13 protein-coding genes and 2 pseudogenes are annotated in these 15,756 nt (G+C 56.9%); 6 read left to right on the top strand and 9 right to left on the bottom strand.

The window, feature by feature from the left end; genetic code table 11:
* Positions 1 to 42: 42 nt before the first annotated feature.
* Both ACQ4OE_RS03775 and ACQ4OE_RS03770 read right to left on the bottom strand, forming a co-directional pair.
* A complete protein-coding gene (locus ACQ4OE_RS03775; protein ID WP_430945734.1) occupies positions 43 to 1,230 on the bottom strand; it encodes an MFS transporter in 1,188 nt (395 codons plus the stop codon).
* A gap of 213 nt (positions 1,231 to 1,443) precedes the next feature.
* Positions 1,444 to 3,030 (bottom strand): ABC-F family ATPase, encoded by a 1,587-nt coding sequence (locus tag ACQ4OE_RS03770; protein WP_126363634.1) that lies wholly within the window; start codon positions 3,028 to 3,030, stop codon positions 1,444 to 1,446.
* Between the two features lie 379 nt (positions 3,031 to 3,409).
* On the opposite strand from ACQ4OE_RS03770, the gene lpxO reads away from it, so the two are divergent.
* Entirely contained in the window at positions 3,410 to 4,309 is a 900-nt protein-coding gene (gene lpxO, locus ACQ4OE_RS03765) for a lipid A hydroxylase LpxO (protein ID WP_122595843.1), read from the top strand.
* 143 nt (positions 4,310 to 4,452) lie between these two features.
* Here lpxO and ACQ4OE_RS03760 read toward each other — a convergent pair whose 3' ends face one another.
* Positions 4,453 to 5,319, bottom strand: a complete 867-nt coding sequence (locus ACQ4OE_RS03760; RefSeq protein WP_430945733.1) for a Ku protein — start codon at positions 5,317 to 5,319, stop codon at positions 4,453 to 4,455.
* A gap of 189 nt (positions 5,320 to 5,508) precedes the next feature.
* Between ACQ4OE_RS03760 and ACQ4OE_RS03755 the strand changes: the two genes are divergently transcribed.
* Together ACQ4OE_RS03755 and ACQ4OE_RS03750 are read left to right on the top strand one after the other, a co-directional pair.
* Positions 5,509 to 5,844: a hypothetical protein gene (locus ACQ4OE_RS03755; protein ID WP_430945732.1), complete on the top strand. Its 336-nt coding sequence runs from the start codon at positions 5,509 to 5,511 to the stop codon at positions 5,842 to 5,844.
* Positions 5,845 to 5,895: 51 nt separating this feature from the next.
* Positions 5,896 to 6,870: pseudogene (locus ACQ4OE_RS03750) on the top strand (PQQ-dependent sugar dehydrogenase); the annotation flags it as partial.
* On the opposite strand, the pseudogene ACQ4OE_RS03745 reads toward ACQ4OE_RS03750, so the two are convergent.
* A pseudogene (locus ACQ4OE_RS03745) lies at positions 6,859 to 7,329 on the bottom strand (alanine--glyoxylate aminotransferase family protein); the annotation flags it as partial. The pseudogenes ACQ4OE_RS03750 and ACQ4OE_RS03745 sit on opposite strands and share 12 nt — an antisense overlap.
* Positions 7,330 to 7,457: 128 nt before the next feature.
* Between ACQ4OE_RS03745 and ACQ4OE_RS03740 the strand changes: the two are divergent.
* Positions 7,458 to 8,069 (top strand): dTMP kinase, encoded by a 612-nt coding sequence (locus ACQ4OE_RS03740; RefSeq protein WP_430945767.1) that lies wholly within the window; start codon positions 7,458 to 7,460, stop codon positions 8,067 to 8,069.
* A gap of 15 nt (positions 8,070 to 8,084) precedes the next feature.
* On the opposite strand, the gene ACQ4OE_RS03735 is transcribed toward ACQ4OE_RS03740, so the two are convergent.
* Both ACQ4OE_RS03735 and alaE read right to left on the bottom strand, forming a co-directional pair.
* Positions 8,085 to 8,546, bottom strand: a complete 462-nt coding sequence (locus ACQ4OE_RS03735; RefSeq protein ID WP_430945731.1) for a short chain dehydrogenase — start codon at positions 8,544 to 8,546, stop codon at positions 8,085 to 8,087.
* A gap of 98 nt (positions 8,547 to 8,644) precedes the next feature.
* On the bottom strand, positions 8,645 to 9,124 hold the full coding sequence (gene alaE / locus ACQ4OE_RS03730) for an L-alanine exporter AlaE (protein ID WP_430945730.1): 480 nt from the start codon (positions 9,122 to 9,124) through the stop codon (positions 8,645 to 8,647).
* Positions 9,125 to 9,240: 116 nt separating this feature from the next.
* On the opposite strand from alaE, the gene ACQ4OE_RS03725 reads away from it, so the two are divergent.
* Both ACQ4OE_RS03725 and ACQ4OE_RS03720 read left to right on the top strand, forming a co-directional pair.
* Positions 9,241 to 10,356 (top strand): Rieske 2Fe-2S domain-containing protein, encoded by a 1,116-nt coding sequence (locus tag ACQ4OE_RS03725; protein WP_430945729.1) that lies wholly within the window; start codon positions 9,241 to 9,243, stop codon positions 10,354 to 10,356.
* A gap of 179 nt (positions 10,357 to 10,535) precedes the next feature.
* Entirely contained in the window at positions 10,536 to 12,785 is a 2,250-nt protein-coding gene (locus tag ACQ4OE_RS03720) for a ComEC/Rec2 family competence protein (RefSeq protein ID WP_430945728.1), read from the top strand.
* 151 nt (positions 12,786 to 12,936) lie between these two features.
* On the opposite strand, the gene ACQ4OE_RS03715 is transcribed toward ACQ4OE_RS03720, so the two are convergent.
* The 3 genes from ACQ4OE_RS03715 to ACQ4OE_RS03705 all read right to left on the bottom strand — a co-directional run bounded on the left by ACQ4OE_RS03715 (position 12,937) and on the right by ACQ4OE_RS03705 (position 15,754).
* On the bottom strand, positions 12,937 to 14,271 hold the full coding sequence (locus tag ACQ4OE_RS03715; protein WP_430945727.1) for an MFS transporter: 1,335 nt from the start codon (positions 14,269 to 14,271) through the stop codon (positions 12,937 to 12,939).
* A 283-nt stretch (positions 14,272 to 14,554) separates the two neighbouring features.
* Positions 14,555 to 14,773: a hypothetical protein gene (locus tag ACQ4OE_RS03710; RefSeq protein WP_430945726.1), complete on the bottom strand. Its 219-nt coding sequence runs from the start codon at positions 14,771 to 14,773 to the stop codon at positions 14,555 to 14,557.
* Positions 14,774 to 15,187: 414 nt separating this feature from the next.
* On the bottom strand, positions 15,188 to 15,754 hold the full coding sequence (locus ACQ4OE_RS03705) for a cupin domain-containing protein (RefSeq protein WP_430945725.1): 567 nt from the start codon (positions 15,752 to 15,754) through the stop codon (positions 15,188 to 15,190).
* Between the last annotated feature and the right edge of the window lie 2 nt (positions 15,755 to 15,756).

Below are 15,756 nucleotides of genomic sequence, written 5' to 3'. Positions count from 1 at the left end.
CTTCGCAAGCAGGCTCGCTCCCACAGGGTCTGGTTAAAAGGCTCAGGAAATTGCACGGCGCATCAGCAGCAACGTCAACCCCAGCCCAATCACCGACAACAACGCCGCACTGAAGAATATCCACGAATACCCCAGATTCAACGCCACCGCGCCCATTAACGGCCCGGCAATCGCCAGCGCCAGATCAAAGAACACCGCATAAGCCCCCAGTCCGGAGCCGCGGCTTGAACTCGGCACCTGTTTAATCGCCTCAACTCCCAGCGCTGGATACACCAGCGACAGGCCAAACCCCGCCAGTCCGGCGCCGATCAAGGCGAAAGCCGTGGAAGGCGCCAGCCACAGCATCACCAACCCGACCGTTTCGATCGTCATGCAGGCGATGGCCGAGCGGAAACCACCAAAGCGGCTGATCGCCGAGATAAACAGCAGCCGCGACAGGATGAAACACACGCCAAACACGGTCAGGCAATAAGCCGCACCGCTCCAGCCACGGTTGAGGTAATAAAGGGTGATGAAGGTTGTCAGCGTGCCGTAACCGATCGAGGCCAGCGTCAGACTGGCGCCGTAGGGTGCAATCCGGCCAAACACTGCCCAGAACGGCAGCCGTTCGCCGCGAATCACCGGCACCGAAGGTTTGTTGCGAATCAACAGCAGCGCGCCCGCCGCCAACACAGACAGCGCAATACCCAGGCTGGTGAAACCGTACTCAGCCACCATCACCACGCCGAGCGGCGCGCCAATGGCAATCGCGCCGTATGAGGCGATGCCGTTCCAGCCAATGGATTTCGCCGTGTGTTCGACACCGACCTGGCCCATGCACCAACTGATCGTGCCCACGCCGATCAAGCCCTGCGCGACACCGAGCAGCAAACGCCCGACGATCAGGATCAGCAGGCTTGTCAGCGGAAAGCTTTGCAGCAGTGTCGATAGCAGCGTCAGCGCACCGCTGAGCACAATGCCCCACAAGCCATAAATGATCGCCCGTTTGGTGCCGATGGTGTCCGACATGCGTCCGGCCATCGGTCGGCTGAGCAGGGTGGCGAGATACTGCGAGCCGATCACCAGCCCGGCGATGATCGCGCTGAACCCCAGTTGTTCGTGGACATAACCGGGCAACACGGCAATCGGCAAACCGATGCAGAGAAAGGCAATAAAGGTGTAGAAAACGATGGAGACGATCTGCAGGGTGATCGCCATGGAGCTTTGCGGTGGCAGTTGCTGCGCAGACATGAGAACTCGTTCGCGGGCGGCGGTGGGAGAATTGGCATCATGGCTTGGGTGTTGGATAAAAGAAAGCAGGCTAACTACTTTCCTTCGCTGATCGTTCCCTCGCTCTGCGTGGTCACGCCGCCACGGACGATCAGCGTCCTGAATGCAAAAAGCCCTGTCACATGGACAGGGCTTTCAACTTGCAGCTAGCGGCTCGAAACTTGAAGCTGCTTTTTAGAACACAACACCCTGACTACGCAGGTAGTCATCGTACGTGCCGCTGAAGTCAGTCACGCCATTCGGGCTCAGCTCGATGATGCGCGTGGCCAGGGACGATACGAACTCACGGTCGTGGCTGACGAAAATCAGCGTGCCCGGGTAGTTTTCCAGCGCCAGGTTCAGCGCCTCGATCGATTCCATGTCCAAGTGGTTGGTCGGTTCGTCCATGATCAGCACGTTCGGCTTTTGCAGGATCAGCTTGCCGAACAGCATGCGACCTTGCTCACCACCGGAAATCACTTTGACCGACTTGAGGATCTCGTCGTTGGAGAACAGCATGCGACCCAGAGTGCCACGGATCATCTGCTCGCCCTGAGTCCACTGGCCCATCCAGTCGAACAGGGTGACGTCGTCTTCGAAATCGTGCGCGTGGTCCTGAGCGTAGTAGCCCAGTTCTGCGGCGTCGGTCCACTTGACGCTACCGGCATCCGGGGTCAGTTCGTTGACCAGGGTGCGCAGCAGAGTGGTTTTACCGATACCGTTCGGGCCGATGATCGCCACGCGCTCGCCCGCTTCAACCTGGAAGCTGAAGTCCTTGAACAATGGTTTGCCGTCGAAACCTTTGGCCATTTTTTCGACCATGACGGCCTGGCGGTGCAGCTTCTTGTTCTGCTCGAAGCGGATGAACGGGCTGACACGGCTGGAAGGCTTGACCTCGGCCAGCTGGATCTTGTCGATCGCCTTGGCGCGGGAAGTGGCCTGCTTGGCTTTCGAGGCGTTGGCCGAGAAGCGGCTGACGAACGATTGAAGTTCGGAAATCTGCGCCTTCTTCTTGGCGTTGTCCGACAGCAGTTGCTCGCGGGACTGGGTCGCCACGGTCATGTACTCGTCGTAGTTGCCCGGGAACAGGCGCAGCTCGCCGTAATCCAGGTCAGCCATGTGCGTGCACACGCTGTTCAGGAAGTGACGGTCGTGAGAGATGATGATCATCAGGCTGTTACGCTGGGTCAGGATGTTTTCCAGCCAGCGAATAGTGTTGATGTCCAGGTGGTTGGTCGGTTCGTCGAGCAACAGCACTTCCGGATCGGAGAACAGCGCCTGCGCCAGCAACACGCGCAGTTTCCAGCCTGGCGAGACTTCGCTCATCGGGCCGAAATGCTGTTCCAGCGGAATACCCAGACCCAGCAACAGCTCGCCGGCACGGGATTCGGCGGTGTAGCCGTCCATTTCGGCGAACTCGGTTTCCAGCTCGGCCACGGCCATGCCGTCTTCTTCAGACATTTCCGGCAGCGAGTAGATACGGTCGCGCTCGGCCTTGACCTTCCACAGCTCTTCGTGACCCATGATCACGGTATCGATCACGGTGAATTCTTCGTAGGCGAACTGATCCTGGCGCAACTTACCCAGACGCACGTTCGGCTCGAGCATGACCTGACCAGCGGACGGATCAAGATCACCGCCGAGGATTTTCATGAAGGTCGACTTGCCGCAACCGTTGGCGCCGATCAGGCCGTAGCGGTTGCCCGCGCCGAATTTGACCGAGACGTTTTCGAAGAGCGGCTTGGCGCCGAACTGCATCGTGATGTTAGCTGTAGAAATCAAGAGTTTTTCCTGCGAAGCATTCGAGTAGCGAGGGTGCGGCTGGAGCGCTTGGCCCGAGTCAACGTGCGCTGAAGCGGGAAAGACCCGTCATCAACCAAGGGGGGCGCGTAAAGTTTGGCGGCGATTGTACTGGTCTGGCTCTTTAAACGATAGGGCGTTGACGCCCGGAATGCCGATTGGCACGAACGCGGGACAGTTTTTCACAGTTCAAGGTTCACTATCGGTTACAAAGTGTGGCTAAAATGCCATCCATTCATTCAGCGCCCGTTAATGGCGTGGGCTCAAGGACGTGCCATTTGTATTCAGACCGCTGCATAAGACGCAGAGCCACAAGCCGCTCGGCGCGCAGTTTGTTCATTTCTGACGTGTGACGATTTCCGTGAAACTCATCATTGCTGCTATTTATGTCATTTCGATTGCATACGTTCATCTCCGTGGCCGTGTGCGTCACAAATTGGGTCGGCAACTGAGCGATCACTCGACGTTTCTGGCGCCGATCAACTGCTTCCTGTATCTGTTTTCGAAAAAGCCCAACAAGCCGTTTCTCGATCCGGCAGAGTTTCCTGATTTGAGCCCATTGCAGGCGCATTGGCAGGAGATCCGCGAAGAAGGCCAGAATCTGCTGCGTGCCGGTGAGATCAAACGCTCGAACCAGTACGACGATGTCGGCTTCAATTCCTTCTTCAAAACTGGCTGGAAGCGTTTTTACCTGAAGTGGTACGGCGACAGCCATCCGTCGGCAATGAAACTCTGCCCGCGAACCACTGAACTGGTGCAGAGCATCGGCTCCATCAAAGCGGCGATGTTTGCCGAGTTGCCGCCGGGCTCGAAACTGGTACGCCACCGCGATCCATATGCCGGCTCCTACCGCTATCACCTAGGCCTGGAAACGCCGAACGACGCCGGTTGCTACATCAACGTCGACGGCGAGAACTACCACTGGCGCGACGGCGAAGCGGTGATGTTTGACGAGACGTTCATCCATTACGCAGAAAACACCACTGACAAGAACCGCATCATCCTGTTCTGTGACATCGAGCGTCCGATGAAGTATCGCTGGGCGGCGGCGTTTAACAGTTGGTTCAGCCGGACCGTGATGTCGGCGGCGGGTGCGCCAAACGACGCCGGGGACAAAACCGGCGGGATCAACCGTTTGTTTACCAGGATCTACAAGATTCGCTTGCGTGGCAAAGAACTGAAGAAGCGTAACCGTAAGCGCTATTACATGGAAAAGTGGGCGATCTTTGGTGGTTTGCTGGCGATCTTCATCCTCATCTGATTATCGCTGGGATCTCGCTGGCCTCTACGCGAGCAGGATCGCTCCCACAGTAGATTTGAGCGATCGCAGATTCTTGCATTCGACTCAAAACCCTGTGGGAGCGAGCCCGCTCGCGAAGAGGCCTCAAAACCCACCGATAACCATCAGGACGCCTTCTTGGCTTTCTTCGCCGGCGCCGCCTTCGCCAGTTTCTCCGCCTTCGCTTTCGGCTTGGCCGGCGCTTTCCCGCCCAGACTGCGTTTAAGCAGCTCGGTCAAATCGATCACATCAGCCGATTTACGCTCTTCCTCGCCACCCACCGTCTCGACGTCCTCAATCTTGCCTTCATGCGCCTTCTTCTCGACCAGCGCCATGATCTTGTCTTCGAATTCGTCCTTATAGTCTTCGGGCTTCCAGTCCGCGCTCATGTCCTGCACCAGCCGTTTGGCCATGTCCAGCTCGCTTTTGGCCAGTTTCGGCTCGGTCACCTCACTGCCCAATTCGAGTTGATCGAGGCTGCGTACTTCCTGCGGCCAACGTAGTTTCACCAGTACCAATGCCGATTCCAGCGGCATCAACGCGGCCAAGTATTGTCGCGTGTGCAAAACCACGCGGGCGAGAGCGACCTTGTTGGTTTTGCTCAGCGTTTCACGCAGCAGCGCATATACCTTGCCGCCGCGTTTGTCGGGGGCCAGGTAATACGGCGTATCAATGTTCTGCAGCGGAATCTGCTCGGCATCGACAAAGGAAAAGATGTCGATGGTTTGCGTTGAAACCGGGTGCGCCGAACGAATTTCTTCCTCGCTGAGCACCACGTAGCGACCCTTTTCGTAGGCCACGCCTTTGACGATGTTTTCCTTGGTGACTTCCTTGCCGGTCACCTTGTTCACGCGTTTATAGCCCACCGGGTCCATGCTGCGACTGTCGAGCCAGTCGAAATCCACGCCTTGCGACGAGGTCGCCGAGACCAGTGCGACAGGGATGTGTACCAGTCCGAAACTGATCGCGCCTTTCCAGATTGCCCGAGCCATGGTGAGTTCTCCGAGTGATGATCAGGTGACCCGCGACGCAGCGCGAAAGTTTCCAGTGATTGCGGCGGCTACCGGTGACTTGGTCAAGTCGTGTTACATGTTGTTTAAACGCTGTGGCTTAACAAATCCGAACCCGCGGCGTAGCGTGGACTCGAAGGCTCTATCACTGGCGCATCGAGAGGCCGCTCCATGAAACGAATTCTGTGGGTCATCGCTATCCTGAGTCTCGGTACTGGCTGGGCTCAAGCGGACGTGCCGACGACCACGCTATTGCTTGCGCAGAGCCCGACCGGCAATAGCAGCAATCCCTACAACAGCCCGATTCGCCGGGCCAATCCCAACAGCATGCAAGGCACTCAGCCCAGCAATCCGCCCATCCGCGGACCGAACACCGTGCCGACGCCACGTCAGCCCACCGTCGAAAACCGCGGTATCGGTAATGGCCAGCCAATCCGTTCGGTGCCGAGTACACCCCCCACATTCATTCCCAATCCACCTTCGCGATCCACCGGCTCTACCCGTTGAACGGCAGGATTGAAGCCTGTCAGCCTTTGAAATGAACAAAAGGAATCGTGCATGTTGCGTAAAACCCTTCTCGCCAGCCTGTGTGCCGGCGCGCTGATCAGCGGCTCGGCGTTTGCTGCAGCCCCCAAAGAACTGCAAAGCGAACAGGGCACCCTCGAAGTCACCACGATCGCCCAAGGGCTCGAACATCCCTGGGCGCTGGCGTTTCTGCCGGATCGCCAAGGCATGCTGGTAACTGAGCGACCGGGCAACCTGCGGGTCGTGGGTGCCGATGGCAAACTGTCGGCGCCGATTACCGGTGTTCCGCAGGTGTGGGCCAAGGGGCAGGGCGGCTTGCTCGATGTGGCGCTGTCGCCGGATTTCAAACAGGATCGGATGGTGTACTTGTCTTACGCCGAGGGCGGCGGTGCCGGCGACAAGGCCGGAACAGCGGTGGGGCGCGGGGTCCTGTCGGACGACCTGAAAACGCTCAAAGATTTCAAAGTGATCTTCCGCCAGGAACCGAAGCTGTCGGTGGGCAACCACTTCGGCTCACGCTTGGTGTTCGACCGTGACGGTTATCTGTTCATCACCCTAGGCGAAAACAATGACCGGCCCACCGCACAGGATCTCGACAAGCTGCAAGGCAAAGTCGTGCGGATCTATCCCGACGGCAAAGTACCGGACGACAACCCCTTTGTCGGCCAGTCCGGTGTGCGTCCGGAGATCTGGTCGTACGGCCATCGCAACCCGCAAGGCGCCGCGCTCAATCCGTGGACGGGGACAGTTTGGGAAAATGAACACGGGCCCCGTGGCGGCGATGAAGTGAACATCATCGAGCGTGGCAAAAATTACGGCTGGCCGTCGGCGACCCATGGCATCAACTATTCCATGCAGCCTATCCCAGAAGCTCAGGGCAAGACCGCTGAAGGCACCGTTGCACCGCATCATGTCTGGGAGAAATCGCCGGGTGTCAGCGGTATGGCGTTTTACGACGCAGATCGCTTCAAACCGTGGCAGCACAATGCGTTCGTCGGCGCGCAGGTAATCGTCGGGCAGAATGATCCCTGAGGAGGTCTCAACGTGGGGGGCGAAGACGATTTTCGGTTTGTGCTCGGCAATGGCGGCCAGCACTTCGTTCAGCGGCGGTGGTGCGTAGGGCGCTTGGTGACCTGTCTCGACCGGTCGGGCCTTCAACACGGTGGTGGCGGCGGGGATGTTGCCCATCTCGAGAATCTGGCTCCAGCGATAGCTGAACCAGCCGTTGCGGATCACCAGGCATTGCTGGCCGGTGGCGAACTGTCGCGCCACCGCTTCCATGCCGAAGGTGCCGCTGCCCGGAACCACCGCAACGGCTTCGGCGTTGTAGACCTGCTTCAGGGTTTTGGAGATGTCCTTCATCACCCCTTGAAAGCACTGCGACATGTGATTCAGCGAGCGGTCGGTGTAAACCACGGAATACTCGACCAGCCCCTCAGGGTCGATACTGGGATAGAGCTTTGACATGGGTGCCTCCTTCGGCAGAGATCTGAAGATTATTGGCAAGCAAGTGTAGGCAAAGGGCAGGGATGGGCTCATTGAATAACAAAAATGCGGGTAGAGTGCTCACCAATGTCTCAATCGTTGCGCAAACCATGAATCTTCCGCTGTTTATCTCACTGGATGGGCCGAAAGGCACCGGCAAAACCACGCTATTGGAAGCCATCACGGCAGCACTGCGAGCAGACCAGCATAAAGTCATCCGGCTGTGCGAGCGAAAAAGCGATCCCAACCGGGGTGAAACCATGGCCCTGGTCAACCAGCTCGCCCGACATCCTTCCCGGGATCTGGAGTGGGCGGTGTGTCAGCGTTTTGCCGATAGCCGAAGCTGGATCTCCCGGCATGTGCTGCCGAAACAACCGTCGGACAGCATTATCCTGATTGATCGCTGGTACCCGTCCGACGCTGCTTTCCGCCATACGGTGCCGTTTGCCGAGATTCTGCAGATGAATCTGGAGCGAGGCGTGCAGGTGCCGGATCTGCACGTCGGAGTCGTCACTGCGCCGGACATCTCGTGGGCGCGGGCCACGGCACGCTCGCGGGGGCTCGGCGGCACAGTGATTCAGAAGCACGCCGAGCACGTTGCCTGTAGCGAGATGTTCGAGCGAGCGGTTGCCGATCACGGTTGGGTGTTGTGCCGCAACGAAGGAACCATCGAAGCGGCAACAAGGCAGGTGGTCGCAGAGATTTATAAAGTCCTGCGCTGATGGTTCAGCTTCAGATTAGCGACCTCGGCCGAACGACCGGTTAATCGCCAACAAACACAGGCCAACCAGCGTGGCAGCGCCTGCGACCAGTAGCGCAGACGGTTGTATCGGCGGGCGCAGCCGTTGCGGTCTCGCCGCGGGTTGGATTTCGGTGATCGTCTCAATGAGCGGCTGAAGTGGCGTAGCGGTTTGCGCCGCATAGGGCATTTCTTCGATGCCCAAACGCAGTCCATCGGCCAGTTCCAAGCTCAGGCCCGTGATCGTTCCGACGATTCTGTCCGGATAAACCGGTTCGCCATTGGGATCGAGCTGGTCATACAAGAAATTCTGCCCTTCGAGCCAGCCGACGGCAGTCTGCAACTCGGGGCCGAGATAATATTTCCCGTCGAGAAAAAAGCCCGGGAATTGCGGCGCGCGTTCCACGCTTTCAATGCTGTAACGCTCACCCGGTTTCATACCGGTTGCAGGGGCAATCATGGTGAATCCCTCCTCTAGTGGTTTTGCGATAGAGAACAGGGATTCATCAGGGTTCAATGCAATGGAGGAAAGGTACTCGTCACCCGCAAGCGAACAGGTCACGGCGACAGCGACATCGGCCTGTCCCCACCCGGAGGCAGGCCAAACAACTTGCGTACGCCGTTGAGAAACGCGCCATAGGGTCGGCCCAGAACGAGCATCATCACGGTCGCACCCAGCGTACCGCGCACCAGGCCGGCGCCGGAAGCGCCACTGAAGGCAATGATGGCGGCATAAATAGGCACCTGGAAACTGACCAGGGCCATGCTGTCCCAGAGCAACCTCGACATCCGACTCTCGCTGGCTCGCGTCATCACCCAATCCCGCCATAGGCCGTAGGGCCTCGCGACCGGTATCATCAGCGCCGCGCCTAAAAGGCGTGCATGCAGGACCTGATCCCAGGTCATGCCCGCGATGAACCGTTCATTGATCACGCCAGTGGTGGTGAAAAACACAATCAGCGCTGCGGTGTCTGCAAAAAACGCAGTCCGACGCGATGGCTGTGGCTGAGGGCGCGGCACATCAGAATCTCTCTTCATCGTGTTGTGACCGCGCCAACCCCGCGAGGTGCGAAGAGGAACAACTCAACGCTGAACACAGTCAACCATGAACCTTTTTATTGCCCTGTAAAACCCTGACGGATCGCACGCTGCCCATGCTCACCAACCTCTGGTATGTCGTTTCTCCATCGTCGCAGCTGACAGACGAACTGATGCCGGTTCGCTTGCTCGGACAACCTTTTGTAGCGTTCCGCGACGAGGCCGGCGTCGCTCACGTGCTGTCGGATGTTTGCGTGCATCGTGGCGGCTCGTTGTCTGCGGGTAGCAAGGTCGGCAACAGCGTGCAGTGTCCGTATCACGGCTGGCGTTTTGGCGGTGATGGCGTCTGTACGCTGATCCCGGCGCAGCCCGACCTGCGGATTCCGGCAAAGGCCCGCGTCGATGCTTACCCGACCCAGGAGCGCTACGGCTGGATCTGGGCTTTTCTGGGTGATCTGCCTGAAGCTGAGCGTCCGCCATTGCCCACACTCGACTGGATCGACGATCCCGCCATCCGGGTGGTGTCCGGCCATTTTGATTGGCAGGCGAGTTGGGACCGAATTATCGAAAACGGCCTCGACTTCGCCCACGCACCTTTTGTCCATGGCTCAACCTTCGGCGATCCCGATCATCCCGAGATTGAATCATTCGAAGTAGAGAGCGATGCATGGAGCGGCAGCGCACAGATGCTCATGCGCCGGCCGGCGCGCAAAGGTCTGCTGCGGCGTAAATCATCCAGCGAGTTTGTCAATGTGGTCACCGTTCCGGGTTTTCATTTGTCCGGGCCGTGTACAACGCTGGAGCTGCAATTACCCAATGGCTGGCGCATTCACATCGTCTCGGCCCATGTGCCGATTGACGCCAACCGCACGCGAACCTGGTGGATGATGGGCAGGACGTTCCTGCGCTCGCGACTGCTGGATCGCCGGTTCATCGCCAGCAATATCCGCATCTTCGAACAAGACCACGCCGTGCTTAAAAACGTGCGACCCGAGCGCGTGCCGGAGTCTTTTCAGCAAGAGGTGTCGTTGAAATCCGACGCGCTGCAGATTGCCTTTCGCAGAGACGTGCAGGCACTGGAGCAGCGTGGCTGGCGTATCGATGAAGAACGTCTCGCGCGAACCTTTACGGGACGCAAGGCGTGCGCGGTGCCCAGCCCCGAGCGTCGTCAAATTCGCGCTTGGGCGATTGAGCCGATTCCGCTTTTGGATATCACCCACGAGCACAAATAACTGTGGATGCGGTTACCGGAGACGTAGAGGCGTGCGTGGACGTGGGGGGGGGTGAATGAATCAGAAGGCGGTGGCACAGACAGTGTGATGGCACTTTGCACCCAGCCTCAACTATGATTGCCTGATAAAGGGAATTTCCCGGCCTCGTCTTCAAGGCAGTTCAGATAAGGATAATGTGAGTGCCAATCAAATCAACTCAACCCACAGCGCCCAACAACCATTCGGCGGACGAACTTAAAATCCATACCTTTGGGGTTGGTCATGGTGACTGCCTGTTAATCGAGTTGCTATGTGCGGGTAAAGCAGTTTTTCGCATGCTCAGCGATGCGGGAAAAGCAGGCCCGCATGTAAAAGAATTGATTACCTATCTACAAGTCAATAGAAAACAGGATCAGATTGATCTTGATTTGGTCGTGTTGTCACATGTTGATAGCGATCATCAAGGTGGAATGCTGGAGCTGTTCTCCGATCAGTCAGTCACTATAAAATCGTATTGGGCTCCATGCCTGCCCGCGTTCAGGCGTCTACGCTGGTTATTTTCCAAACGTATACAGCGTGCGGTGGACACGGCATCTTTTCTCGAATCCACACTCGATGGGCGTGGCATAAAAACCATTTATCCAATGGAGGGGCATTCGGATAGATGGGTTGGCGGAAAAGCTACGCTGAGTGTGATTTCACCACCAGCCCGATTGATTCGCCGCCTGTATGAGTCTTCCCAAGGATTTAAAGACATCGTGGAGGGCACTGGACACTTACCAATTGAGTGGCTTCTCAGCCCATCAATGAACGACGAAAGCGAAGATTCATTCCTGAACAGCTTTGACCAGCGCTCTTTCTGCGTACCCGGTGATTTCCCGGCTAATGAATTCCCTTTGGTTTCGGTGCAGCCAAAGAGCTCAGAATTCTTTTCCGATGAATCAAATGAACCGAACTTCTTCGGTAATAAAGTCCTCAACGATACATCACTGGTTCTAGCGCTGGATGTATGGCTGGACGGTAAGCACCGGCGCCGGGTCTTACTGACTGGCGATCAAGAGAATTGGGCGTACATCGCTTCTCGCCATCCAGCCGGGCTGGGCGTGGATGTACTCAAGGTTCCGCATCATGGCGGCATGGTCTACCTGACGGATAAGAAAAAAGGCGAGACTAATTTCAATGAAGCGGCCGTTGAGCAGACTTATCTCTGGCTCAGACCTCGCATCGCCATCGTCAGCGCAAGCGGTACTTATGGCTTGCCGCACAATCGGATGCGAGACGCGCTTCGGTCAGTCGGAGCGGCGGTCATGTGCACAAATGTCCGCGGTGTAGAACGCATCTCGCCTCCCGCTGCGTCATGTGATTCAGACCGAAGTTGCTTCGGTTCCTTTTCATGTGGCAAAGCCACACAGCCGATCAAGTCGGTACTTTCATTGACCTGGAATGAGGAACTAATGGATCGCCCGGGCTGTGTTTCCGACGTCGGAGCGAGGGGGGCGACCCCCATTGTCGTGATGACTCAGAGATTGGTTGAGCCTGATGAAACATTTCTTCGTTGGACGAGTGGTGAACTTCAGAAGCATGCCGACTGGCTCAAGACGTTTCTTGATAACTCCAGGGCAAAATTTTTATCAGCAGTTGGTAGTGTGGGCACTGTAGAGGTTTTAGCCCTGGAGCCATTGACTTGGGCTCAAGTCAAAGCTCACGCAAGAATCGAAGGTAGATTCCATTTCCTCGAATCACCACAGCAGGTGCTGCAGTTTGCACGTTCGCGCGGGATGATCTGGAGTTCCGCACATTCTTTCAATCGTATAAGCGATGAAGCATTATTTTATACTCAGCCATCAGATAAAGACCTGAGCAAAGTTAAGGCTATTATTTCGAAAGCACCCAACCTTATATTTAAAGTGACGCCAGACAGGGCTTCACTCATAGGAAGGGATTTGCTCGCCATCATGACTGCTGCGAATACAGATTTATTCTGTTATCTGCTTGCTAGCCAGGTTGGCTTGCCTATTCGGGTCTTTAGGGAAGAAGTCATGCCACATGCGCTTACTGAGTTAGCAGCAAGCTTTGGCTTCCGCGTGTGCAGTATGACTGATCCAAGATATGATATTAACCTGGATAATCCCGCTGAGCTGCTAGTCCATCTCAGGAACAAGGGTGCGCTCGGAGCACGCAAAATTCCTGATTTGCTCCACGTCAACTGGAATCCGTGCCTGCATGGATCTACGCTTTCACCCCTGACTAATGAAGGAATGAAATTTCTAATGAAAGAGATGAAACTGACAGGCTTTGTCGGGTTACCTATCGATATGAGTAACAGCCTCTTTCTGGGACGCGCGTTTGGTGCTAGCAGACTTGTGACTTCGCTTGGATATGAAACGCCAGTGGAGAAACCAACGTTTTCTGACTTGCTTGAACATGCGAACTGGCTAGATCTTGGTTAGATCTGCAGGGCCATGAAAACTGGCTGACGACCTTAAGAGCCCAGGAATAATCAAGCGTTGAAAGGTGTAACTTCAACGCTCATCGCATCAGAAAAAAATTTCGGCAACACAAAGCAATCGGCGTGATTTGTCGAATACTCCTTGACGCACTTCACGCCGTCGGTGCCGGCTCTCCGCTCAACGCATCGACCATCGGCGGGTGATCCTGTACAGCCTGGCGCAAATCTTCGGTCACCCGCAGTTCTGCACCGGTCGGCGAGAAAGTCGCCGCTGCCGCAAAAGGCGCGGGATTGGCCGGAACCGGGCGTTTGCCACGGCGCCACAGGAAGAACGTGACCATGCACAGATTGACCAGCGCGAAGACCCAGAACAGACCGTTGGCGCCGAACGAGTTCATCACCGGCGAGATCATCATCGGGCTGATCGCCGAGCCCAGCGAGTTGATCAGCAGCAAACCCTGAATCATCGGCACCAACGCTTCGGCGGGCGCACGGTCAGCGGCGTGGCTGACGGCCACCGGATACAACGCGAACACGCCGCCACCGAGCAAAAACAGCATCACGGCGAGCATCGTTGAAGTCAGCGGCAGCAAGACAATCACCAGCGACAACACCGTGCACGCCATCGTCAGAAGCGTCAGCACCTGCAAGCGATCCTTGCGATCGGACCAGCGTCCGACCGGGTATTGCAGGAGCATTGCACCTAGGATTGTCCAGGCCATCATGCTGCCGACTTCGCCGACATTCAGACCGGTGCGTTGCAGATACAGCGGCAGCAAGGTGTAGATCGCCGCGATGGTCACGCCCGAGCCGAAACAGCCGACCAGCCCGGTCGGCGTCACGCCCAACAGTTGCCGAGGCTTGAGCGGCTCAACCTGATCGAGCAGCGGCGACACGCGCGGCAGAATCACAATCGGCAGCACCGACAACGACGCGAGCATGCCGGCCACCATGAACGGCGCGCTGTCGCTCAAACCGGTGATCTTCCCCAGCGTTGCCTGGCCCAGAACGCCGGCGCCATACAGCACGATCATGTACAACGCGAGCAAGCGCCCACGAATCTTCGCGTCACCTGCCAGCAGCAGCCAGCTTTCGATCACCAGAAACACACCGACCGTGGCCCAGCCATTGATCAGACGGAGGACGAACCAGCCCCATGTGTCATAGAACAATCCCTGCAGCAGGATGGTCACGGCGATCAGCGATGCAAAGCTGCCGTAGGCGCGGATATGCCCGATGCGCAGAATCAACCGGTCATTGAACAAGGCGCCCAAGGTCAAACCGATGAAATACGCCGATGACACGATGCCGATCATCGTGGTCGACGCACCGGCGGCGTCCAGGCGAAGCGTGGTCAGAGAAGACAGAAAGCCGTTGCCCAGCGCAACAATGAACAGCCCGAGCAAAGGCGCCAGCGCCATGGCCAGCAAACGCGGAGACATAAAAACCTCTAGAAATCGTGCAGCGGAACGTGCGCCTCTGCGCATGCGATTGCCAAGCCGAAGGGTGAATGACGGGCAGAATGATTGAGCAGGCAGCACATTGAAGATGTGGGGTCAGCCATTCAGGTATGCGTTTGGGTGCCAGTGATGCCTTCAGCGTTCGATGTCGATGACGGCAAGAGCGCGCGGGATTCTACGGTTTATGGAGGAATTGCCAATAGCTGTTTGGTGCGGCGTTAGGACGCAGGGAAGTCGGAGCTGGGGAACTGCTGCCCTTGCGCGATGCGCCCAGGGCAGGGCGGAGCACTTTTGGCTCCGCACCGGCGCTTTAGGCTTTGTTAGCGTTGAGCTTGCGCAGCTCTTCGTAAGTCGCCGACTGGACGAACCAGAACCCGGAAACGATGCACCAAACCAATGTGCCGACCACGAAAACCCCGACAGCTGGCAAGAACCCACTGGTGAACAGGGAGACGATAGCGACCAGCCAAATCACTGCCAAAGAGACGTAGAGGACGATGTTGTTGACGCTGATGACGAAGTCTTTCACAGGGCATATTCCTTGCGGGAGATAAAAAAGCCCCCAATCCGGGGGGCTCGCATGCTATCACATTGCCTTCATTCATCAAGGAAGGCGGAACGAACCTGTTTGATGAAGAACAGGTCGGTCATGTCCTCAAATGATTGCTGGCGGTATGTTCAGCCTCAACTTGCGATCTCGTTTGCAATGAACCGTGCATCTTGCAGCGGTGGCTGTGCCGAAATGCTCATGATTAAGGGTGAAGCTGGGCGCTCGATCATGCGCGCGATTGGGTTGAGGTATTTGGACGCTTCAAGACGCGTGTGAAAAGTTACGAAGTGGTTGAGCGTGTGAAGTCCGTCGAGACGGCTGAGATCTGATTTAACATAATATACATTACACGTAACAATATGTTTCTGAATTAGCCCGGTTGCCCAGTCGATTTCAACCTGCAGAATCACCTTGAAACCAGCCCCCAGCGATTCCTTGAATTCGACACCTCTCATCACGCGTCAGCTTTTCAATCAGCGCTTGATGCTGTGGAAATTGCCGCGTGAGTTTCCGCCGATCGCCCATTTCCATATCGGCAAAATCAAACCCTGGTGAAACCGCTTCGCTGATCAATCCAAATCCGTTGTCGCCATCAAGCAACCGCGACGCTTTCCAGATTCCGCCCGGTACGTGCAATTGCAAAAGCTGTCCGGCCAGAATGTCGCTGCCCATCACCAACGTCTGTACCGATCCATCCGCGTGAATCAGGCTGTACTCAATGGCGTCGCCCAAGTGGAAATAATGCAGGATGTCGGATTGATTGAAATGAAACTGGCCGACCGGTGATTGCCGATCCAGCAGATAGTAGATCGAGGTCAACAGGAATCGCGGGCCATTGGCGGTTTCTAGCTGGTTGCGATGATCGGCCTGATAGGTTCTACGGAAATAGCCACCTCCGACGTGAGGCTGCAGATCCAACGTTTCAATCACGTCCCGGGCGTTGCTATTACGCTGGATCATGC

Origin of the sequence: Pseudomonas sp. WC2 (assembly GCF_050586545.1) — a bacterium.
In the GTDB taxonomy this organism is placed as follows: domain Bacteria; phylum Pseudomonadota; class Gammaproteobacteria; order Pseudomonadales; family Pseudomonadaceae; genus Aquipseudomonas.
Note: the sequence above shows the minus strand (reverse complement) of the source record. Positions and strands in the feature narration are given on the sequence as shown.